Consider the following 25613-nt stretch of genomic DNA (forward strand, 5'->3'; position numbering starts at 1 on the left):
TTACTATTAAATGAGAAAGCCGAAAGGCTATTTGTTAAAGGTAGGACAAGGAATAAATTTTTCAGGCTTTCGCACTTTAGAACGAAGAGAGGCGCGAAAATTATACTGTAGTGATACCTCATGGGCTCCTCCTGATATAGTTCCCAACTCCGATACTGTAAAATCGTAGCTGTAACCCATCTCTACATTAGAGAAACGCATCCCAAGTATCAACACCATTGCATCCTGGCTAACATTGTCCTTTACATTTTGCTGTATAGGAATACCACGATACCAAAAACCAATCATAATAGGTTCGTATAGAAAGTGCAGGCCTATGTCAAGCTGGTCAAATTCGCCCTGACTTTGGTATACAAAAGAAGGTGCAAGGCTGGAAGTGCGTTGTTTTTTAAAAACACCGGAATACAACGGAATGCGAAAACCTGCATGTAAAGAGGTTTTCACAGGTATCTCACTCTCATCTTCAATAAGTGAGCGATTCGGCTGATTAATATGACTCGCTGAAAAACCCGCCCAAAAGCTTTTGTTATAAACAAGTATGCCACTTCCAAAATCAAAATATTGAGCACTCCCCAACAAATTGGTTTGCTGGTCCTGACTTGGTACCTGACCATCTCTTTGAAATTCTAACTGATCACCAAAAACGAGGCTATTGAAGTCAATATCCCTGTGGCCATAACCGAAGTAAAGCCCTGGTGTAACTACCCATTTGTTGGCCAATTGTATTTTATAGGAGTATAACAAACCAATATGATTGGACCTTAACCCGGCAGAACCTGCTTTATCTACTGTGGCAAGAAAGCCGATACCGCTTTTTAGATCTGACAGATGATAATCATATGAAAAGGAATAGGTAACAAACCCATTGGTAATATTGGGCCATTGATTTCTATAATTAGCAATAAACCTGTGCTCAGCACCGGTACCTGTAAACGCCGGATTTAAATAGGTAGGCGCTGCATAGTATTGAGAAAAATGCGGGTCCTGACCTACGGCCAATTTCATTGATATTAAAAGAATAAAAAATATGCTCCCTGCGTCCCTCATCGAATTAAATTCACATCTCCTGTTCTTACTGCCTGCTCCCCATTTTCAAAAACCAGGTTAAGCTTATAGACATATACATCCTGGGGGCAAAGTTTTCCATTGTAATAGCCATCCCAGCCCACATTTTTATTGACACTACTAAACAACAGCTCCCCCCAACGGTTAAAAACAAGCATTTCAAATTCTGCAACCCCCTGGGTCAAAGGCAGAAATATGTCGTTAACTCCATTACCTACCTGGCCACCTGAAGACGCCGATAAATTAGGTGTAAACGCATTGGGTATCAGCACTCTTCCTCCGGCCTTAGCCTGTACTACCCCTTCCTTTCGCGTAGTATCCATACATCCGTTGGAACTGGTGGCAATCAAGGTTATATCATATATACCTTCTTGCTTGTAAAAATGCCGCGGCTCCGGCTCAGTAGACTGTGTTCCATCACCAAAGTCCCACAGAAAGGAAGTAGCTCCAAAGCTGTTATTATTTGTAAAAAGGGGCTGGTCCGGGATGAGGACAATAAACGGGCGTACATCAAATTGTGCTACCGGCTTTTCAAATACTTCTATGATCAAAGGTTTCGTTTCACGAACTGTGTCACCAAGAATGTTGGTAGCACCCAAGCTTACGGTGTAGATACCAGGTTCAAAATATGTATAAGTGGGGTTAACAGCCCTTGACTTACCTTCATCCAATCCAAAACTCCAAAAATAGCTGGCTGAATCTGCAAATTGTGAAAGGTTTGTAAACTGAACGGTTAAAGGGGCACAGCCAAAAGGTGGGGCATAATCGAAATCGACAATAGGTGGTATCGGGTTAATAATAATAGATGTTACAGCTTTTTCAACACACTCTTCATTAGTAACAGTTAGTGTTATGATGTAAGTCCCGAACGTATCGAACGTATGTTCACTCACATCAGGGTCTGTAGATGTATTGCCATCACCAAAGTCCCATTCATAGCTCCAGGGGCCTGCATTTGTTGTGTTATTGATAAATACAGTTCTGTCAGGCAGTGTCTGTACCAATGGAGTAGCATTGAATGAGGCATTTATTACCTCTCGTGCCGGGACTACTATTGATTGAGTGATCAAATTGCTCTGACAATTTGCCAGATTGGTAGCCTGTAGTGATATTTCGATGTTTTGATCCAAAGCCGCCTTGTTAAAGGTACGCTCGAAGCTATCTCCTTCTGTAGTAGTACTAAATATGGTAACACCATTTACCTTTAATTCCCAGGCATATTCACTTAACCCTTTTGTGATAGCTTCCATATTCAACTGCATTATTTCGCAATCGAAATGAAGTGTATCTATTGTAAAATCTGCTGGAGGTACCGGATTGACCCTAATCTGGCGTGTTGAATCACTTGAGCACCCATTGGCCAGTACACTTGTGAGTGTTATGGAAAAATCTTTTACTGAGGTGGTATCATTAACAAAGTTATAGGTGTAGGTAGGTATCGTACCTGTGTTTTGTTGGTTAACCAACCCTTCATTATCGTTAATCGTCCATATATAAGAGACTGGGCTCAAGGCGATCGTTTCAGCATCGACTTCGAAATCTACACTTACAGGACTACAGTTATCATCAAAAGGTGAGTAATTCAATATGCTAAACCCTGAACGAGGCCCTGGTTCAACGACGATATTGACCGGTGTACCAATAGTTTCACAATTATTAACGGTAACAGAACGAAGCTGAACCTGGTAAGTGAGGTTCGCTGAGGTGAAATTTTCAAACGAACGAACAAAAAGGCTACTAAAACCCGGATCTGACGGACTTTGAACAGAATCAATCACAAAGCCCGACCCATCGTCCACTTCCCAAATGTATTGTTGGATAATGTCCGGTTGGTTCCCCACCGAATTATTAACAAATGTCACGTCGAGCACACTACACCCATTGGCCTGATTAGCGCTGATACTTGCCAAAGGCATTGGATCAACAATTACTGGCTTTATGACCAGGTGTGTACAGACATTTTGGTCCGTCGTAATACGTAATGCAACATCCAATGTATCAGCAGGCGTTAGAAGTCGGTCAAAAGAAGTTTGATTGTCAAAGGCTCCGTCTTTATTGAAAGTCACTCCATCGTAGTCAAAATCCCATTCCCACAGTATGATAGTTTCTCCATTTACAGCATTGAGTACGGAGGCATCCTCAAAACGCGTGAGCTGACCTTCACACACCCTGGTAGCAGTAAAATCAGCGACAGGGTTTTCATAAATAATGATCTCGACTTCATCCACGGTTTCACAGTCTGTAGCATCATCCCGAATGATAATACGAACGCGGTGTACTCCTATACCATTGAAGCTTTGATCAAACGGGCCCAATATTGTACTGGAAAAAGCACCTGCAGCGGGTTCTTCTCTTACTAACAAATTATTTTCATTATAAAACTCCCACCTCCATTGAGTAAACGTATTTGGCATTCCAGTGGAAATGTCTCCTAAGCGAACATCAAAACTCTGAAGATTTGAAGCATCCTGACAGAATAATCCGTAGATGGGATTATTGGATAAGTCAGTAATACCAATTTGCGCCACCATGGTAGGTGAGATCATAATTACTCTTTCGAAGCTCTCAATACAACTGCCTTGTGCGGTTGGGTTTTCAGCTATCAGTCTGATAAACTTTTGACCAGAAGTATTATAGATAAATGTAGGGTTATTATTATTACTGGTATTCAAAAGTATTGTGCCAGTCGCATCATCATAAAACTCCCAGGTAAAACCTAATCCGGCGGTATTGGTAGTCTCGTTATCAAAATAGATGGTCTGTCCTATGCAAAAGATATCGGTAACATCACCTGCTGCGTTATCTTCACGTGTTAAAAAATCAGGATCCGGGGCATCAACAATGGTTATATAGGCAGTGGTCATTACTGCATCTTCATAATTGGGATTGGCAGTATTACCATTCCATGGGTTACATATGTTCCAGTTAAACAAGGTGATCTCAAATTGATTCCCCACGGCATTTGCCATGTTTGCCGGTGCATTCATAGGGAATGATTGTGAAATGGGAGCATTGGCTGGAAAAGGAACCGTTTCTATGGGACCAAAATAACCACCTGTAACAGGCATACCGGCTGTACCCCTGGTTTGTGGTGTTACCAAACCACCTGTTCCATTTGTTAACGGTTGTGTTCCTCCATCCTGCAAAGACAGGTCCCGTATTGTGGCTGCCGCATTATGATTTGTGCCATATACAAACTGTACATGCCTGGCCTGTTCATTGGGCCGGTCAGGTTCTACATTGATATTACAATTAAATTCGGAATTGTCTACAAAAACCGCATTAGTCACCGGGTTATTGTAACACACATCATAAGTACCCGGGTTTATAAATAGCTGGGCATTGGCTTGTTCGTCAGTACCCCAGAAAAAAGCGGTTTGAATTTCTTCGGAGGTAGGACATAGTACTCCGTTTATATAGATAAAGGCCGTAGGTATTATGGTACATTGCCCATTGTTATCCGAATAAGTAAATGGGGGTGCAGAAGCTGTAAACTCTGTATTACCTACTGCTGAAGCAAGGCCATTACCTGTATTAATGACATCTATGGTATTGCCAGGGTCATTCCACTCAAACCGTATCTCAATATCCGCTGGATTTTGTGCCGTATTAAAAAAGTAAGTAATGGTAAAGTCAGTAACCGTTACCGGTGCGCAATCCTGGTCTGTATCAAAATCAATCGATATTTGAGGCCTTAGCGAATTACATTGGCTGTAAGACAGCGAGGGTCGCAAACTAATTAGTGCAACAAATACAAATAGAGATAGTGGTTTCAACATTAGTTTTAAAACGGATTAACAACCATTTTAAAACCAACTCAGACATTTCTTCTAAATACTCCTTGTATTTGTAAAGAAACCATAAACAAAGCGCTATTGGTCACAGGTATCGACCAACTCGCTATTTAAGCAATTAAAGGAATTATCCAGCGATAAACTACGGATAATCAATTAGTTCCAAAAAGTGACTTTAAAATTATGTGGAGTCCATATGATCGATGACTGAGATCAGCTCCTAACTCACTGGTGATCAAATGTCAAACTTTTCATTTGTGTAGTTTTCAACTGGAGTTTGTAGCATCCTCAAAGGATCAACTAGTTCCAGAAACCTTCTTTTCTATTAAAGGTAGGACACGGTATCAATTTGTTTTTCCTTTTCACTCCTCTTCTGAATGGTTTAGCCACAAATTCATAGATCATAGAGATCTCGTGGGCGCCACCTACGCGTGTTTCCAGGTCTGAGATGGTAAAATCATAGCTATACCCCACCTGGAATCCGGAAAATTGAAGGGACAAAATAAAAACAATAGCATCTTGTTGTATTTTACTTTCTTTTGAATCTAATAGCTGGAATCCGCGAGGTATAGGAACGCCTCGATACCAAACACCAATACCAATAGGGTCAATATGATATTGTATACCCAGATCAAGTTGTGAGAACGTATTCCCCTGCCTTCGGTAAACAAAAGAAGGCGTTAAATAAGACACCTTGCTTATCGTACGTGGGCCATTGTACAGAGGTATTCTCATACCACCATGAACATTGTACCTTATGGGCAACCTGCTCTCAGCTCCTATCAAAGAGATATTAGGTGTGTTAATATGGTAAGCAGAAACCCCAAACCATAATGCTCTATTGTAAAGAAGTGCGCCTGAAGCAAAATCGAAATACTGTTCGTTTTCTACTCTGAAAACTGTACCATCGTTGGTTCCGTTTTGATTATTGGCCAATTCATCCCCTAACGTAAGTTTTGATTGGTCTATTCCCTGCCAACCGTAACCAAAGTAGATGCCCGGAGAAAACACCCAGTTTTTGTTCACTCTTACTTTATACGAGTATAAAAGGCCAAAATTTGTTGTTCTCCATCCACCTGTACCCATTTTATCCGTGGTGGCCATTAACCCAAACCCACTTTGCAGTTCAGGGATAAACATTTCATAAGAAAATGCATAAGTAGCAAAAGTTTGCGGCAGGTTGGGCCATTGAAGCCGATGATTTACAATTAAACGCTGTTGTGGCGTAACCCCTGTAAAACCGGGATTCATGTACAAGGGAGCATTATAAAATTGTGAAAACTGAGGGTCTTGTGCCCTGGTGAAGCTAAAACAGCAACAAACGATGGCGAGGGTCAGGAGTGGTATAAGTGTTTTCATAACAGGTTTCCTCAATTTATCTAATCAGTGTCACATCTCCTACTCTTGTAGTGCGGTTTCCATCCGACAACAAAAGTTCTAACCTATAAACATAAACTCCGGCCGGCAGCAGATTACCATTGGAATCATATCCATCCCAGCCAAATCTTTTATTATCACTTTCAAAGATCAGGTTACCCCAACGATCAAAAATGAGCATTCTGAATTCCACAACACCTTCTGTAATAGGCAAGAAAACATCATTAATATTATTTGCAGCACCCGGACTGTTAGGGTCAAACTCACCTCCCGGAGGTCCGTTAGGGTTAGGGGTAAATGCATTAGGTGTTTTGGTGAACCCGCCTTCTTCTACATTTACAGTATCAGAGAAAGTAGCTGTACAGGTAATACCACTTTCATACGCTATATCAACGGTCAGTTCTACAATGTACTCCCCCTCTTGCTCATAGAAATGCTCCGGAGTCGGATCATCAATGGTAACATTCCCATCGTCCCAATCCCATGAGAAAATAACGTCATCAGTGGCTGGAGAAGAGTTATTAATAGGTCTAAAAGCCTGATCAGGTATAAATACTACCTTTTGATTACTACTGAAATTAGCTGAAGGATTTTCCAATACCAATACCGTTAGAGAAGCCTGCCCTTCGTTATCTCCTCCTGGGTATCCATTAGACCCGCTCACGATAACGTTATAGGCACCTGGGGCTGTAAAGATGTGCGTAGGGTTAGGAGTGGTAATTCTCGGGCTTCCATCTCCAAAATCCCAGGTCAGGCTCCCAATAATAACATTACGCGACAGTGTTAGATTTTCTCTGAAGCTCTCAAAATTTACAGTATGTGGAGCACAACCTTCATCAAAATCCAATACAGCGGCTATGGTCACCGGGGCTGGAACAACTTGTATGAAGAAGCTTTCCCTGTCATTACATGGTAATACCACATTGGGTGCATCCACAAACAATTCAGCTATCACACCGATAGATCCGAAAGGGGATGGTTCAGTAAATGTATAGGTAAATGAAGCTCCGGGTGGAGTAAAAGTGGAATCACCAATACTCATTTCGTAAATATTAGCCGGGTTGAAGTTATTTAATACAATAGCTACATCTACCGTTCCTGTGTTAAAGTCAAGTGTTACAGGGGCCGGGTTCTTAGATCCGTTAATGGTAAAATCCGCTATGGCTTCTTCGAAAACAATTTCTACATTATCAGAAGGGCGGGCATTGCAATTATTAGCATCAATCACTTCTACAATTCTGTACTCGACTGATTCTGTAGCTAATATTACATGCTGGCTGGGAAGGCTATTAAGCGTCTCTCGAGTTACTACACCATTCTCAATTTTGTCCAATATCAAAGTAAATGGAGCTGCCCCTAACAATGAAAACTGGATGGCTTCCGTATTACCCGCACATCTAAACCTTGGGTTAGTTCCATCGGAAGCAGGAAGAATAGAGGCATTAACAGGAGGGCTTAATGTAAGCGTAACAAAACCGGGTATTAAACCATCACATACAGCAGACCCAGGATCTGCCGTTATTTTATCATAAAAGGCCCTGATGGTGTACCTGATAATTGCCGGGGTAGTTCCATTATTCACCAGTACATGATTTATAAAGTCTCCATTAGTCCCTGTACCCGCGCTGGACGGTAGAATCACACTACCGGAAATCACCTGAGCTTCCCACTCAAATCGTGTTCCGGGAGTATTTCCATTCAATAGAATATCAGCCGCCTCACCATCACATCTTTTTGGTTCAGGATCTATAATGACAACATCAGGGCTGGGATTGACGGTAACATTCATAACAATTGGCACACCAGTACATGTATTATCGAATAAAGAGAAAGGTGTGATCGTATAAGTCAGGTTTTGCGGTACGGCAGAGGTATTGATCAATGATAAGAAAAGAGATGATCCTAAGCTGCCAAACTCACCTTCAACGTTCGGATTATCCGTTACAGTCCAGGATGAAATGGTATTTGCCACATCCGTAGTTAAATCAATAACCCTTGGCTCACCACTACAGATCTCAACATCCAAAGTGCCCGGTATCAATTCTGCCGGATCGGCAATAACAGTAGGTCGTGGCGTCACAGTAACTACTAATGTCACATCATTTCCAATACAACTCCCTGATAAAGTTCCAACGGACCTGGGAGTAAAAGTATATGTTACTGTTTGATTAGAAGTAGTGGGATTATTCAATACATCCAGTATTTCGTCTCCCGGATTGAAAACCGTACCGCCAGGACTAAATCCGGTCACCCCCCCGGTAGCAACAGGATCGCCATTAAGTACAAATTCTACTGTACCTCCGCCAGATGGTAGTGTAGGAGTAGTAAGGAAGTTATCCAAATTATCAAGGTTTTGTCCCTCACAAATTGATAAGAAGTTTTGAGTGAACTCAAGTTTAGGCAATGGCTCAACATTCACAGTGACCGTTTCACTTGTTCCTAAACATCCGGCTCCATTGTTTGCACCTGTAGCCCTGGGTAAAATAGTGTAAGTAACCGTCTCCGGGGTATCATCATTGTTGGTTAAAACATCGGTTATTGTAGAAGGATTATTAAGTTGCAGAAAAATACTTTGTCCAGTAACCAACCCACTCGAAGCCACAGAAGTCACTATGAAGGTAATGTCTCCAGAAGTAGGAACGGTTGGCGATTGTACTGAAATAGTGGTAGCATCGCCACTACAAATAAATTCATCGCCCGGGTCTATTACAGTGACTCCGGGTTCTATGGTTAACACAACCGTAGATAATGGCCCTCTACACCCCGGACCACTGACAGGTACAACATCATATTCCACCGTGAGTGGGTTATTGGTAGGATTAGTGAAAATATCTGCACTTAAATAATTGATATCGCTGGTTGATCCGGTAGTTACATTTCCCGCATCTGGTGTAAGTCCCCCATCAGGGCGGATCGCAATTATATCATAATCGGTGGCTGCTGTACTGGTTAAAGCCGTACCCAGAATGATACCAGATGCATCTTCACTGCATACTACTTTATTAAGATCTGCCAATGCCGGGGCAGGGTTGATAGTAAAAATAACGGTAGCATTTTCTCCTACACAACCTGCTGCAGTAACAGGGGCAATGGTATAGGTAACGGTAAGTTGATTATTCGTTGTGTTGGTATACACATCGTTGAATATAGCATTTGCAGGAAGTCCATTAGCAATGGTACTGTTCCCGACGCCAGGAATAAGGCCATTCTGTACCGCAATACCTGTAATATTAAAGGTTGTAGCTACGGCTGTACCAGGAGTCTCTCTTAATGTTATCATAGACGGCAAGGCGCTACACACCGGAGCGGGACTCAAGGCAGGATCCAGCACAGGTTCCGGCTGAACCGTAAGTAATATGATCTCTTCCTCGCCTTCACACCCGGCCGGACTTACCGGCACAACCCGATATTCAATCACAGCATCCACAGTACCTGTATTATCAAACCGGTCATTACGGATGCCATCCTGGTTAATTGTACCTCCGGAAGTGGCATTACCGGCCTGCGGGGTAGCTGCACCTGCAATCACATTGTTACTGATCAGATTATAAGACGCTGCTGCAACGGATATACCATTAGTACTCAAAGCAATATCAGAAATATCCCCACTACACACGGTAGCATCCAGTGCCGGGTTCACCACAGGTTCCGGATTTATAGTAACACGGATAATACCAGGGTCACTAAAACAATTATCTGCACTTCGTCCTCTCACCTCATATTCAACGATAAGTGGATTAGAAGTCACGTTAGTATACCGGTCTCCAAAAATGGCATTATCAGCTACACCATTAACAGGAAGACCGAGGTTAGCCACATTACCCGGATCCGCTGCTAAATCTGTGGGTATGACAACATTCAAAATATCATAATCTGTAGCTCCAACAGAAATTCCATTCGTATTCAGGGTAATGGCTATTTGATCATCACTACAGACAGCGTTTATCAAAGATGGACTAATAACAGGTTCAGGGTTTATGGTAACCTGTATAAAACGGCTATCGCCAATACAATTATCCGCACTAACAGCCCTCACCTCGTACGTTACGTTTATTGGACCTCCAGTGGTATTCGTATACATGTCCGTTGTAAGATAGCCCACTCCCACACCATTGGCCGGGACCGGCACATTTGAACCTCCCGGTATAAGACCTCCGGGCACAGACTTATTGATGATGTTGTAACCGGCAGCTGCTACAGAGCCTGTTTCAATGTCAAGTGTAATCCCTACAGGGTCGTCACTACAAACCACGGCATCAAGCCCGGCATTGACAATAGGCTCCGGAAGTATACTAATAGTAATCAACCTGGTATCTCCAGGACACGTGGAACCGCTCACACCTATCACTTCATATACCACGTTCTGCGTCACACTGGTGGTATTGGTATATTTATCATTTGAAAGATATCCTGCAACCACTCCGTTGAAAGGAACCGTAGCATTGGCGCCATCCGCACTCACACCAGGTATGGCGGGTATGGTAACATTAAGTACATTATATTGAGACGCGCCCACAGATACCCCATTGGTCGCCAATATCAAGCCTACCGCTTCATCACTACATACCGTTCTGTTCAGATTAGGGTCTACTACGGGTTCAGGATCAATGGTAACGGTAATTAGTTCACTTGGACCTACACATCCCAGAGAACTTACCCCTCTGACTTCATAAATCACCTCCAATGGAATGGAGGTAGTATTGGTATAGCTATCATTTGCTATATAATTGGCCGGTTGTCCAAAAGCAGGAGCGACATTACCAACTGCGGGATTTAGGCTTGGATTAGCTGTAACGTTGATCAAATTGTAATTGCTGGCTGCAACTGAACCCGTAAGTATATCAAAAGTAACACCAATAGGGTCATCACTACATACTGTTGCATCCAGGTTAGGGTCTACCACAGGACCGGCATCTATGGTAACGGTGATCGTCCTACTGTCCCCTTCACATCCATCATTGCTAACACCCACCACTTCATAAGTAACATTAAGCGGGCCATTTGTAGCATTCCTGAATCTATGAGCAGATAAATAAGTAGCAGGCACACTTGAGGCAGGAACGGCATTGTTTAAAGGGTCTGCGACCAGACCACCTCCAACGGTTATATTGGTAATGTTAAAACTTGTAGCCCCGATAGATGAACCATTTGTTCCCAATACCAGATTAGTAGCTTCATCACTACAAGCAGACCTGTCTAAACCAGGATCAATAACCGGTTCCGGGTCAATAGTAACCGTAATAAATACGATATCACTTAAACAATTGTCCCCACTCCTGGCCCTTACTTCATAAACTACATCTTGTGAGTTGTTTGTGATATTATTGTACCTGTTATTCTCAAGATAATTGGCTGGGACACCGTTGGCGACCACTGCGTTGGCAGGGTCAGGAGTAAGATCTATATGGGGCGAAATACTTAATACATCGTAACTCGCGGCTGTAGCGGACGTTCCCGTTGTAGTAAGTACCAGACCAGTAGCTACATCACTGCACTCGGTTCTATCCAGATTAGGACTTATCACAGGCTCGGGGTCTATCGTTACGGTAATAAACTCACTTTCACCTATGCAGCCGGCACTTACACCTCTAACTTCGTAGATCACATCGAGACTGGCATTCGTTATGTTATTATAAACATCGGTAAATAAATAGTTATCAGTTACGGCAGTTGCCGGAATAGCGGCACCTGTTCTTGTTAACCCGGTCGGTATGTTAATACCAACAATGTTATAATTATCCGCAGTAATAGATATCCCGTTCGTATTCAGGGTCAGTTCAATGGGGCTATCGCTGCATAACGTTTTGTCCAGGTTAGGATCAATGACAGGTTCCGGGTTGATAGTTATTGTAATTGTTTCTATGTCCCCTATACACCCCGCTGAACTATTGCCTCGTACCTGATATTCTACATCCAATGACGCACTGGTTTGATTCGTAAATACATCGCCCGATGCATAGTTGGCTGCAATACCATTTGCCGGTACTACATTGGCCACACCTGGTGTCAAACCCGTCGCAACATTGACTGATAGTAAATTATAGGTACTGGCAAGCGTTGATGATGGATCTACCGCGAATACCAACCCAGTAGGTAGATCACTACAAACTGAAGCATCTAAATTTGGGTCAATGACAGGCTCCGGATCAACGGTCAGATTAATAAACTCGCTGTCACCAATACATCCGTTTACACTCACTCCCCTTACCTCATAAATAACGATAAGTGACGCATTTGTTTGATTTGTAAATATATCATTGGAAATATAATTCAATGATTGGTTGCTTGCCGGAAAAGCGGCATTACCAGCGTTAGGGGTAAGCCCTAAGGGTATAGTAACATCTACAATATTATAACTGGCAGCTCCCACAGAAACAGGGGCCGTCAACAAGGTAATACCAGATGCTGCATCACTACATACTACCTGATCTAAACCTGTATTTACAATAGGCTCCGGGTTTATAGTAATGGTGATTAGTTGTACATCCCCTATACACCCCACGGCACTCACTCCTTGCACTTCATATTCAACCTGGAGTGGCCCGGTAGTTTGGTTGGTAAATGTCTCAAGGTTCAGATAGTTATCCGACACAGAGTTAGCAGGTACAATAGCAGAAGTACCGGGCGTTAAACCCGCAGGCACCGAGCGCGACAAAATATTGTAATTGTCAGCCGGTATGGAGCTACCATTGGAAGCCAGGATAAGGTTTATGGGTTCGTCACTACATATTGTAGCGTCCAATGATGAACTGACCACTGGCTCAGGCTGGATAATGGCAGTAATAAATTCACTTTCACCTTCACATCCGGCAGCACTAACCCCTCTGACTTCATAAATAACGCTTAGATCACCCCCGGTAGGGTTAGTATACCTATCTGCTACAATATATCCTGCACTTACATTAGAAGCAGGAATAAGAACATTAGACCCATTAGCCGTTACTCCCGTCGGAACAGTGACACCTATAACATTAAAATTTGCAGCAGTCACTGATGCCCCATTCGTAGCAAAATTGATATTGATAGGTATATCACTACAGACTGTATTATCGAGGGCTGTACTTATTACAGGTTCAGGGTTGTAAGTAATCGTAATTGTTTCATTGTCACCCAAACATCCGTCTGCACTTCTTCCTCTGATCACATAATCAACGGTTAATGGTATGCTTCCCGTATTGGTAAAAATGGCGTTTAGAATATAATTCGCAGCTACACCATTGGCTGCGCTAACGTTACCGGGGTCACTTACCAGACCAGTTTGCGGTGTTATAGATACTACATCAAAACTAATGGCCCCGACTGACGTACCATTTGTATTAAGTGTAACTCCAACCGTTTGCCCACTACACCTGACTGCATCCAGATTAGGGTCAATGACAGGTTCCGGATTAACGGTCAGTGTTACCGTTTCGGTATCACCAACGCACAAATCCGCGCTAACCCCTTGCACCTCATACGTAACATTAAGTGCAGCACCGGTTTGATTCGTGTAAATATCGTTTGAAATATAATTATCTGATTGGCCAGATGCAGGGATACCTGCATTGCCCGGGTCAGCTGTTAAGCCAGTAGGAACAGACACACTCAATATATTATAAGTAGCGGCAGCCACTGCTGTACCTGCCGACGCCAAAGTTATTGACGCTACATCATCACTACAAACTGTATTGGATATAGATGGATTCACCACAGGTTCCGGCCTGATAGTCACAGTTACAGGTAAAAGGTCACCTTCACACCCATCTGCACTTATACCTCGTACATTGTAAATAACATCAATATTGTTTATTGTTTGATTCGTATAACGATCACCTGATATATGACCTGCCGGTACACCATTGCCAGGCCCGGCATTCCCGGTATTAGCCAAAAGACCTCCTGGAACATTGATTGAGACAACATTAAAGGAGGCAGCATTCACTGAAACTCCATCTGATGCAAGGGTTACTCCAATGGCATCATCGCTACAAGCAATGTCGTCTAACGCAGGATCAATGACGGGTTCAGGGTTGATGGTGGCATTAATAACTAAAGGATTACCCAGACAACCACTCATACTGACAGGTATCACCGTATATTCTACTATTACCGGTGAGGCCGTATTATTTGTATAGTGATCATTGGCCAGGTAATTGGCTGAAACGCCCGATTGAGGAACCGTAGCATTAGTCACATCAGCCGTAATTGCAAGAGGAACATCCACCAGGGTTACATTGTAATTAGCCGCCACCACGCTACCGGCTGCCACATCAAGCGTCAAACCCAGTGCAGCATCGCTACACTGAATAACGTCCAATCCCGTTGCCATTACTGGTTCAGGATCAATCGTTACCACGACATTCACAGGCGCACCTTCACAATTATCAGCGCTTACAGGAGTAACTACATAAGTAACATTCAAAGGCCCTCCGGTGGTATTCGTGAAGTTGTCATTAAAAATAGCTGCATCTGTAAGTCCATTCCCAGTAGTTGGGCCTGTATTAGCGGATAAACCCGGCGCTACGGAGGCAGTAACATTGTAATTACTTGCCGCCACCGGACTGGATATATCTACAGCCAATGTCACTTCTGTGTTGCTATCGCTACAAACTATTTTAGATAAAGCAGAACTGAGTACTGGTCTTGGGTTGATGGTTACGGGCTTAGGAGGTACAGTCCCTGAACAATTTCCCGTTGTACTCGTAGGCGTTACCAAAACATTACCACCTGTATTACCAAAATTGACCGTAATGGCTGCCGACCCTTGTCCGGATATAATCGAAGAGCCAACCGGCACCTGCCAATCATAAGTAGTATTAGGTAAGCTTGCTGTAGAGAATGAAACTCCCGCCTCGTTAGCGCACACCTCATCCGGCCCTGTAATGGTCAAACCTGTTGGTGCATTTTCTACCACTATTGTTTTTGTTTCAATGATACCGTCGCAATTAACATTTGTAAATGCGGCCGTTTCAACAACTGAAATGTCTGCGGTACCACTTGTAGGAAACTGTAGAATAACAAAAGGGTCGTTGATCGTACCACCACCAAACGTTGTAAAAAGAGGATTGATCGTCCAGGTATAAGTTGTTCCTGGAGGGCCGGGAGTAATCTGGTAGATCTGCAAAGAACTTGCGTCAACACATTGAAAATCGTCCCCCACAATGTCATTATTACCTGGCCTTGAACTTACGGTAATTTCAACCTGGGCATCGTTAAAACAGCTTTCCCCGGAAGTGGTCTCAGTAATCCTTGCAAAATATATATCTCCATCGCTCACCTCCACGTCTGTGGGATCAGGAACAGGAATAGTGTATGCTGCATCAACAAACCATGCAACGGTACGATTGGCAGTTATTCCATTGGCCACATCATCATCCATCGTCCTTAAATCAACTCCGGCAATGGCTCCTGCACCAAAAACACCGGACCCGGGTGTGTCTTCGCAAAATTCAGTTTCAGGATTAGTGATGTCCTGGTCCGCTGTTGCAGGTAAATCGATTACGGTAAAGGTCATTGAACCTGGTCCTGGCACAATATTCTGGCAGTTTGAACCACTGAGCGTCTCTGTGATCAGAGCATAAAACTCATCTCCATCATTTACAGTTACTATAGGATCAGGTCCTGGTCCTGTTAACGGAACAGGAATCGTGCGATTAACGTCCGTAAACCACTGAACTGACCTATTAGGAGTTCCTCCGGTTACAACTCCATCATACACTGACAGATCTACACCCGTCGTAACTGTTCCATTGAATGTATCTTCACAGAACTGATCTGTTGCGTCTGTTCCAATGGGTGCTGCAATTTTAGTGATGATCACCTCTTCTGAGGCCGGAGAACAGACACCAAATTGACTCACTACATTCCAAAAAACACTATTTGCCCCATCTTGAAGGCCTCTGACAGTTGTACCTGTATCAAATATATTATCAAATGTTAAACTGGTCGAAGATGCTTCTCTAACTATAATGTCGTCTATTCCCTGGGTTTCATCCCCGGCATTACCACGTATCCTTACTTCTATTTGAAGATCGTTTACAGCAGATACATCTAACCCCAAGCTGGATACGGGAAGCTCTAACAGTGATGGTCCGGAATCATTTACAACTCGGGTTAATTCACCAAACCTTGTTCTTGCCCCATCCAAAACATAGTATATTTCAATGAAATCACCTGTTTCCAGGTCACCGTTTTTATAAAGTAAGGCAGTTATATCGACGGTGTTAATGGTAGAAACATCAATAACATCTGAAAGCCAAAAAGCCGAAGTACTCCCATCGCCCAGGTCACGACCTTCAAATCGCCCTGAACGAACTTCAAAGTAATCTCCGGAAGGGAAATAATTAACTAAAGAAGATACGTCTGTAGTCCATCCAAACAAACCTGTATCGGCACTTGTTCCGTCAGCAAGATCATCAAAATTTTCATAGTACAACGTTCCTGTCGTTGACCAGAACCCAGTGGCGGCTGCCGGGCTTGCAGCTGTTGCACTAAGTACATAGAAATCATCACATGTTTGATCATCAGCCTGAGCGGCTGGCGGTGCAGGCTGTGTATCTTCGGTAATGGTAACCGATAAATCAACTCTACTCTGACATAATGTTGTCGTATTTTCTACTACTGCATGAAAAGTAGCCGTTGTAGAATTAGTTGGTATAAATATTTCATCACGTGTAGCAGACCCGGAAATAGCCCCTGCGGCAGGCACAGCATCTATGGTAAGCGCTGCATCCTGGTACCACCGAATTCTTGTTCCCGCTGGTGGCACATCCACTGAAAGAGCAACACCGGTACCCGGATTACTACAGGCAATTCCATTTACAGCATTCGTAGGATCAGAAGGACGAGGATTAATAATAACATTATGTGGGCCCGAGGGCAAACCAGTAGCAGTACAAAATGAGGTTACATTTACTATGGAAGTGATTTCATACCCATACGTTCCAGGAGTAGTCCCCAGGTCCGCAACATAGTCAGGTTGAATTCTAAATACGCCAGAAGCATCTACTACCTGATTATTAATAACTATCGGTGCTCCTCCGTTAATGGTATAAGTTATATCGTATTGTTGCGTAGCATCATCCGGAGCCAGGTCAACAACAATGTCCGGTGCATCTGTATTGGCTGCCACATCATCTTCACAAGCAGCCGGCTCAACAGTAACTCCCTCAATGGTAGGTGGAGCCACAGCGCTCTCTGCTATCGTGGCGCTTCCTGTTATATTGGGTGATGGAGCGTTAACAGTGCAATTAACCGTTGTACCCAGATCCGTAACTGAGGTTACCACATATACGTCATTGGTGGGTGGACTAACAACCGTGGTTGAACCAGGAATTGTATAAGGAGATGTAACACTATTGTCCGTTGTCGGATTGCCATTTCTTTCATAGGTAACATTAAAAGGTCCCGTCCCGGTAAATGTTATGACAGCCGGCGGCGCAGGGTTTCCCGCACATACAGATCCGCCACCGGAAACCGTCGCTGTCGGCAATGGATTTATGGTAACTTCGGTAGGTGCAGATAGGTTACTTGTACAAAACGTGGGAGTAACACCAATTGCCTCGACGGTGTAATCACCTGATTCAGCAACTGTTCCCAGTGTGATCGTGGCATTCGTTTCTCCAGGTACTGCCACACCATTCCTATACCACTGATAACTATCTGCAGCAGCATTACTATTGGCTGTAAGTACTGTTGTAACATCTTCACAGATGTCAGTTGAAGGAGTCGTTATTGTGGGATCTGACGGAATAGGATTGACAGTAAAACGTGTAAAACCGCTGGTAACCTGAGAACAAGCACCATTTGTCACCAAGGCCCGATAATCATAGGTCACCGGAGAAGTGCCTCCAGCAGTTAGCGCTGCTTCTGAAATTATCGTAAAATCGTCAAAACCAGCTCCCAAACCGTTGAATGGGCCACCATTCACTGAACGTTGCCAAATGATTGTCGATCCTGTATTTCCGGACAAGATGATATTTCCGGTACCGTCCCCTGAACAAATTTCAGTTCCTCCGGAAACCGTTCCTGCGACCGACACAGCGTCAATATCAAAGTCAAAATTTACGAATCCTGTCTGACATTCATCACCATCATCATCACCATTAACATACCTTCTTCTTACTCGGATCCTGCGTGTACCACTGGCTGTACTGCTGGTTATATCCACTGTAACCGACTGGCCATTTCTCGGCCCAACAAAACTTAGATTATCATCAAGGGTTCCTCCACCAAAACGCCAGTCATACTCTACCGTCCCTCCTGGTGTTCCTGTGCCAGCCGGATCAGGTACCGTAAAAACAATATTAGGTGCATCTGCACAGATTGGGAAAGTAGAAGTAGAGTTAATTGTTCCGGGATTTGAAAGAGCCTCTCTTATATCAATAGTAGTTGGAATGGCTTCACTCAAACAATCGGTTCCTGTGCCGGTTGTAGGCCTTTGGTAAGCTGCCCAAACTGTGTAAGTACCGGCTGTGGTATTATTAGGTACAACGCCGCTGGCAATTGCACCAAGTGTAGTTCCTCCTGTTTGTATAATGAAATTGCCACCGGCATTTGGGTCATCGTCAAACCAGTTTACAAAATCGAAATTTCCCGGAGGTGGAATTGTGATCTCGAAATCCGGCAATGTATTACCATTACAAATATCCTTTGGAACTGCTGTGGGAACAGGTGGCTGTTGTACAAGAATAATTTCAGCTTCATCTGTAACCGGAGCATTATCACCGTTTACAAGATCATTATTATCAGGGGAGAGATTGTCAAATGGGAAAACCCCATCATTATCATAGGCATTACAAATATTCCACATCCGCAGTTGTACGACAAACCTCTTACCCGCCGGAGCAAAGACATTGGTTGGTAAAACCCTGATGTCATAGGAAGGGTCTAAAGGAGTAGTTTCATCGGCAGTAGCTAAGAAAACCGGTTGGCTAAAAAAGGGAAATGCCGTGATAGTACCATTTCCCTCGGGAGTGGCATCCACCTCAACATCACTTAAAAAATCAGCATCTGCAGCGTTAGTACCGTAAACATATTGGTACCACCTTTTTTGAGTGTTAGGCCTGTCAAATATACCATCAACAGGATTATCATCGTCTTCCAACAACGTTGTTGCAACACAATTGAGCACTGTAGAATTGTTAAAATTAACAGTAACATCTTCGCCCTCACAAACCTCTATTTCAGTATCACCATCCAGGGGATCTATAATGTCTATCTGCCCCAGGTTATTATTGGCAAGATCATCAAATACTTCAAAGGTTACCGTTTCACCGACATTGGTACACCTGCCTTGATTAGTGTACACTAAAAAAGCAGGGACAGCAAAATTACATTCTGTCCCATTGTCAGGATATGTAAATGTATCTGTTGCTTCCCATTGCTGTGCATTTATATTTAATTCGCCCGGGTTAAGAATAGTAGGTCTGACAAATGGAATACCAATTCCTGCCTCAAACTGAAAATTAAAACTAAAAAATACTGTATTGGGATCCTGATACTGAATACCTGTTAAAGACATACTGTAAGACACATTTCTTGGTCCACAGAGATCTGAATCCGAACCACCCGTATCAGTAGCAATTCCACCGGTTTGAGAACAAGGCTGGCCCCCGGCCACATCATTGTTTTGAATTACTGTAGATCCTGCGTTTGCATCACCTACATCGAACACTGCCATAGCATACCAGTAATTGGTACCATTTGTAAGGCCCGTGAACTGAGCTCCCCCGTAGGGATAAGAGCCGTCAGCCGATGCTCCGGCAAATGGTGGATTAGTAGGGTCATCCGCTCCATCAAAACCGATCGCTCTACTATCAAAAAAACCGGGCGGCACTCCTATTCCATTGTGATGGTTCAAAACATCCGCACTGGTCAACACCCCAGGATCAGCGGTATATAAGGTCACATATACTGTTCCTGCTTCATTCATGGAGGTACGAAACCAGGCCGTAGTTAGTGAAAACCCAGCAAAAACAGCGGCAAAATTAAAATCAACAGCCGGTGAAACACTACACAGTTCTTCCTCTACGGGGTCCGTGTTTAAAAAATCTTCGCCTTTGACAACAGAAATTGTTGACAGAATAACCAATAAAAAAACGGCAATATGCCTGAATAAAGAGGATAAAGATGTCGCCAAAATAGTCCTTTAATTTTCTCCAAATAAAGTTGATAGTTTATATGAAAGCCAACCATTCGTAAATTAATACCTTATGTAAGCAATAAGTAAACAGTAAATAACTATCAACAACGTTCATCAGCACTTACTATAAACGTTATCTTTGCAAGATATTTAATTTCTTTCATAACTTATCAATTTCATTTTGATTCTTCTACCTTTGTACCCCATAGGTTAAACGGCATCTCTAATCAAACTTATGGCCAAGGCGAAATACATCTTTGTTACGGGCGGCGTAACATCTTCTTTAGGTAAGGGAATTATATCAGCTTCATTAGGTAAGTTACTACAAGCCAGGGGCTTTAAGGTAACAATTCAAAAATTTGATCCCTATATTAACATTGATCCAGGTACTTTAAATCCTTATGAACACGGCGAGTGTTACGTTACAGATGATGGTGCGGAAACTGATCTGGACTTGGGGCATTACGAACGCTTTCTAAATACAGCCACCTCTCAGGCTAATAACATTACCACAGGACGCATTTATAACAATGTCATCACCAAAGAAAGAGAAGGGCAATATCTTGGAAAGACTGTCCAGGTAGTACCTCATATCACTGACGAAATAAAGAGAAATGTCTACCTGCTTGGCGAAAGTGGCGACTATGATTTTGTAATTACGGAAATAGGCGGATGTGTAGGCGACATTGAATCATTGCCATTCATAGAAGCGGTAAGGCAAGTAAAATGGGACGTAGGACAAAACGACTTCCTGGTGATCCACTTGACACTGATCCCCTACCTTAAGGCTGCAAAGGAGCTCAAAACTAAACCCACACAGCATTCCGTTAAGCAATTGCTGGAAGCCGGTATACAACCGGACATCCTGGTTTGTCGTGCAGAAACGAAATTACCTGATGACATCAGAAAAAAACTGGCATTGTTCTGCAATGTTCAATATAATTCGGTCATAGAAGCCTTAGATGCTGATACTATCTACGATTTGCCTATATTGATGCGTAAAGAGAAATTAGCCGAGAGGGTGTTAACCAAGTTGAAGATCTCTAACAAAACAGAACCAAATTTAGACCAATGGAAAGATTTCCTCGGTAAGCTTAAAAACCCCACAGAAGAAGTCAAGATCGGTCTTGTGGGCAAATATGTTGAATTACCCGATGCCTATAAATCTATTGCTGAAGCCTTCATTCACGCCGGAGCGGTAAATGAATGTAAAGTAGACCTGAAATGGATCCCTTCTGAAAGCATCAATGAGGAAAACTGCCAATCTGTCCTTGGTAAGCTTGATGGCATCTTAGTTGCACCGGGTTTTGGGGAACGTGGTATTCCCGGAAAGATAGAAGCCGTGAGGTATGTAAGAGAAAATAAAATACCCTTCTTCGGGATTTGTCTGGGCATGCAATGCGCCGTCATCGAGTTTGCAAGAAATGTGCTGAAGATTAAAGATGCTGCTTCTACCGAGCTTGATGAAAATACTAAAAGCCCTGTAATTGACCTGATGGAAGAACAGAAAAAAATAACGATAAAAGGAGGAACCATGCGCTTAGGTGCTTATCCTTGCACCTTTAAACGTGGAAGTAAAGCTGCAACGATCTATGGCAAATCTAAAATCATTGAACGTCATCGTCATAGGTATGAATTCAATAATAAGTATTTAACCAAAATGGAGAAAGCCGGATTGATGGCATCAGGCACTAACCCGGAAACAGGGTTAGTAGAGGTAGTTGAGCTTCCGGACCACCCTTGGTTTATAGGAACACAATATCATCCTGAACTAAAAAGCACGGTACTTAATCCACACCCTTTGTTCGTCAAATTTGTGAGAGCAGCAATACAAAACAGTAAACTACACGCTAAGAATTAATCTAATAGGATATCAGTAATGGATAGAAATCAAGCCACAGGCTTAATATTGATTGCCTTAATGGTAATCGGATACTTCACTTTTTTCGCTCCGGAACCGTCGGCGGAAGAATTAGTGGAAGAAACTACAATAGAACAAGAAGTAAAAGTAGAAACAAACGACACTCCGAATGAAGAGTTAACTCAATTACCAGATTCATTGCTTAAAGCTATGAACACAGACAAATTTGGTGTTTTCAGCGTAGGGGCGTCAGGAGTTGAAGAAACCATTTCACTCGAAAACGATCTGTTAAAAATAGAACTTAGCACAAAGGGGGCTTCTATAGAACAGGTAGAACTCAAAAGTTTTGAAACGTTTGAGGGCAAACCCGTTGTATTACTATCACCTGAGAGTAGTGATTTTGAAATATCTTTAAAATCGAACAACAGAATAATTGATCTGACAGAGTTATTCTATAGTTATTCCAAAACCTCTGTGGCCGATACGAGTATCCATAGCTTTAAACTTGAAATTGGCGATGGTAAGTATGTTGAACACATCTATAAAATGTCTGCTCAGGGATATGAAGTAGCCTATCAACTCAAGTTAAAGGGACTGGAAGGCATCATCAATCGAGAGGACCTTGACTTTAGGTGGAATGACCATATCATACCCCAGGAAAAAGACATTACGTTAAGTCGTACCAATACCACTATTAATTATTATACATCAAAGGGTGATTTTGACTATCTAAGTGAACGGTCCAATGGGTTAGAGGAAGAGATCTTAAATGAACCCGTCGAATGGATCTCTATCAAACAACGCTTCTTTATTGCAGGCTTTATCGCTGAAAATAAGTTTAACGGGGCCAGGATAAGCACTGACTTCAATCCGAATAATGAAACTGAAGTAAAATATGCAAAAGTAGATTTAAAATTGCCTTATGACGATATCGTCTCTAACCAGGGGCATTTTAAATATTATTTTGGCCCGAATGATTACCACATTACCCCCGATGTTGCCACGGACTTTTCCAAAAACCTTTGGTTAGGTTGGCCTCCGATGCTATGGGTGAACAAATTCGTGATCATCCCGATGTTTGATCTGTTAAATAACTTCATCGATAACTATGGTATAATCATCATTATCATGGTGTTCCTGATCAAACTGGCTTTATCACCTCTTTCATACAAGTCATATGTTTCCATGGCAAAAATGAAAGTGTTGAAGCCAGACCTGGATGAAATAAAGGAAAAACATGGGGATGATATGACCAAAGCTCAACAAGAGCAAATGAAGTTGTATCAAAAAGTAGGAGTAAATCCTGTGAGTGGGTGCATTCCCATGGTACTTCAAATGCCCATTTTACTTTCCATGTTTTATTTCTTTCCCCAGTCGATTGAATTAAGAGGCAAGTCATTTTTATGGGCAGAAAACCTATCATCCTACGACTCTATCTTAGACTTACCCTTTACTATCCCATTTTATGGAAGTCACGTCAGTCTATTCGTGTTACTCATGACTGTCTCTACTATATTTATCACCTGGCAAAACCAGCAAGTAAGTACCGTACAGGGACCCATGAAATCATTTTCTTACCTGATGCCTGTGATTTTTATGTTTGTGCTTAATTCATATCCGGCTGCATTAAGTTTCTATTATTTTGTTTCTAACCTGGTAACGTTTGGCCAACAAGCCTTGATACGTAAGTTCATTGATGAAGATAAAATCAAAAAAGTACTTGAGGAAAACAGAAAGCGAAGTGGAAGCAAGAAAAAATCAAAGTTTCAGCAAAGACTGGAAGATGCAATGAAGGCCAGCCAGCAAAGTAAGTCAAAGAAATAAGTAACATGTTATGGAACTTGGATAGGTGTACCGATTATAATTCAATTAAACTTATATCTTTGTAGGCCTGATTTTAAAGCATAAAACACCCTAGCTTATGCAAGTTACCTATTTCGGTCATTCCAGCTTCTTAGTAAACACTGAGGGTCAAAAACTTCTCTTTGATCCTTTCATTACACCTAATGAATTAGCGGCTGATATTGATGTGAGTACCATTACACCGGATTTTATTCTGCTATCTCATGGACATCAGGACCACGTTGCTGATGTTGAACTGATCTATGCGCAGTCTAAAGCCCAGGTCATTGCTAATTTTGAAGTTGTCTCATGGTTTGAAGAAAAAGGAATTGAGAACAACCACTCAATGAACCTTGGTGGCGAATGGAACTTTAATTTTGGAAAGGTCAAAATGGTGAATGCCGTTCACACAGGCAGTTTACCTGATGGCAGCCATGGAGGAAACCCTGGAGGATTTATTATCAGCAATAGTGAAGGTACATTTTACTTCGCCGGAGACACAGCTTTAACCTATGATATGAAGTTGATCGCTGACGAGTTCAAGATAGATTTTGCATTCCTTCCCATAGGGAATAATTTCACTATGGGTATAAAAGATGCTTCGCGTGCTGCACAATTTGTCAACACCACCAAAGTGATAGGCATGCATTATGATTCTTTTCCTTTTATAAAAATTGACCATGATGAAGCCATAAATACGTTTAAAGAAAATGGTCAGGAATTGATCCTGATGAATATTGGAGACGTCATTAATTTGTAAGTTTTATACATGAGTAAAATAATTGCTATTGCCAACCAGAAAGGTGGCGTAGGTAAAACTACCTCAGCCATTAATCTGGCTGCCAGTCTTGCCGCTTTAGAATACAAAACACTTGTAGTAGATGCCGACCCTCAGGCCAATTCAACCTCCGGTTTGGGAATCAATCCGAAGTCCGTTGAAAACAGCATTTATGAGTGCATGGTAGATGCGGTAGAGGCAAAAGATGCTATAAGGCCAACTGACATAGAGTTCTTGCATATCCTACCCTCTCATATAGATTTAGTGGGAGCAGAAGTTGAAATGGTAAGCATAGAAGAGCGCGAGGGAAAAATGAAGGAGTCGCTAAACAAAATAAAAAATGATTATGATTTCGTGATCATTGATTGTTCCCCTTCGTTAGGTTTAATAACCATAAATGCCCTGACAGCCGCTGATTCAGTGATAATACCAGTACAATGTGAATATTTCGCTTTAGAAGGATTGGGTAAACTTTTGAATACCATTAAGATCATTCAAACCCGATTAAACACCGATCTTGAAATAGAAGGGATACTTCTCACCATGTACAATGTGAGATTGCGCCTGAGTAACCAGGTAGTAGAAGAGGTTAGAACTCATTTTCACTCTATGGTATTTGATACCATTATTCCAAGAAATATAAAGCTCAGTGAATCACCAAGTTTCGGTATACCTGTGATCGCTCATGATGCAGAAAGCAAGGGCGCCATCAGCTATCTGAATTTGGCCAGGGAGATAGTAGAAAAGAATAGTATTTAATAAGTTAAAGTGAGG

The 25613-nt window shown here is 42.4% G+C and carries 8 protein-coding genes; 4 read left to right on the plus strand and 4 right to left on the minus strand.

The window, feature by feature from the left end:
* Positions 1-27 precede the first annotated feature (27 nt).
* The 4 genes from FNH22_RS01760 to FNH22_RS01775 all read right to left on the minus strand — a co-directional run bounded on the left by FNH22_RS01760 (position 28) and on the right by FNH22_RS01775 (position 20355).
* A complete protein-coding gene (locus tag FNH22_RS01760; RefSeq protein ID WP_143396589.1) occupies positions 28-1047 on the minus strand; it encodes a type IX secretion system membrane protein PorP/SprF in 1020 nt (339 codons plus the stop codon).
* Positions 1044-4844: a PKD domain-containing protein gene (locus FNH22_RS01765; RefSeq protein WP_143396590.1), complete on the minus strand. Its 3801-nt coding sequence runs from the start codon at positions 4842-4844 to the stop codon at positions 1044-1046. The genes FNH22_RS01760 and FNH22_RS01765 overlap by 4 nt, the downstream gene beginning before the upstream one ends.
* Before the next feature lie 315 nt (positions 4845-5159).
* Positions 5160-6218 carry a type IX secretion system membrane protein PorP/SprF gene (locus FNH22_RS01770; RefSeq protein WP_143396591.1) on the minus strand — a complete coding sequence of 353 codons (1059 nt, stop codon included), beginning with the start codon at positions 6216-6218 and terminating at the stop codon, positions 5160-5162.
* A 16-nt stretch (positions 6219-6234) separates the two neighbouring features.
* Entirely contained in the window at positions 6235-20355 is a 14121-nt protein-coding gene (locus FNH22_RS01775; protein WP_143396592.1) for a PKD-like domain-containing protein, read from the minus strand.
* A gap of 238 nt (positions 20356-20593) precedes the next feature.
* On the opposite strand from FNH22_RS01775, the gene FNH22_RS01780 reads away from it, so the two are divergent.
* The 4 genes from FNH22_RS01780 to FNH22_RS01795 all read left to right on the plus strand — a co-directional run bounded on the left by FNH22_RS01780 (position 20594) and on the right by FNH22_RS01795 (position 25598).
* On the plus strand, positions 20594-22219 hold the full coding sequence (locus FNH22_RS01780) for a CTP synthase (RefSeq protein WP_143396593.1): 1626 nt from the start codon (positions 20594-20596) through the stop codon (positions 22217-22219).
* 18 nt (positions 22220-22237) lie between these two features.
* Positions 22238-24043, plus strand: coding sequence for a membrane protein insertase YidC (yidC, locus tag FNH22_RS01785; RefSeq protein ID WP_143396594.1), 1806 nt, complete (start codon positions 22238-22240; stop codon positions 24041-24043).
* A gap of 97 nt (positions 24044-24140) precedes the next feature.
* Positions 24141-24821 (plus strand): metal-dependent hydrolase, encoded by a 681-nt coding sequence (locus tag FNH22_RS01790; protein ID WP_143396595.1) that lies wholly within the window; start codon positions 24141-24143, stop codon positions 24819-24821.
* 9 nt (positions 24822-24830) lie between these two features.
* Complete coding sequence (locus tag FNH22_RS01795) at positions 24831-25598, plus strand: ParA family protein (protein WP_143396596.1); 768 nt, start codon at positions 24831-24833, stop codon at positions 25596-25598.
* The last annotated feature ends 15 nt before the right edge of the window (positions 25599-25613 follow it).

It is taken from the genome of Fulvivirga sp. M361 (assembly GCF_007097395.1).
Taxonomy (GTDB): Bacteria; Bacteroidota; Bacteroidia; order Cytophagales; family Cyclobacteriaceae; genus Fulvivirga.

Bases quoted from the DNA above. Each gene is read 5' to 3' on its own strand.
- FNH22_RS01790 (WP_143396595.1), top strand. From the start codon at position 24,141: ATGCAAGTTACCTATTTCGGTCATTCCAGCTTCTTAGTAAACACTGAG.
- FNH22_RS01770 (WP_143396591.1), bottom strand. From the start codon at position 6,218: ATGAAAACACTTATACCACTCCTGACCCTCGCCATCGTTTGTTGCTGT.
- FNH22_RS01765 (WP_143396590.1), bottom strand. From the start codon at position 4,844: ATGTTGAAACCACTATCTCTATTTGTATTTGTTGCACTAATTAGTTTG.
- FNH22_RS01760 (WP_143396589.1), bottom strand. From the start codon at position 1,047: ATGAGGGACGCAGGGAGCATATTTTTTATTCTTTTAATATCAATGAAA.
- yidC (WP_143396594.1), top strand. From the start codon at position 22,238: ATGGATAGAAATCAAGCCACAGGCTTAATATTGATTGCCTTAATGGTA.
- FNH22_RS01780 (WP_143396593.1), top strand. From the start codon at position 20,594: ATGGCCAAGGCGAAATACATCTTTGTTACGGGCGGCGTAACATCTTCT.
- FNH22_RS01795 (WP_143396596.1), top strand. From the start codon at position 24,831: ATGAGTAAAATAATTGCTATTGCCAACCAGAAAGGTGGCGTAGGTAAA.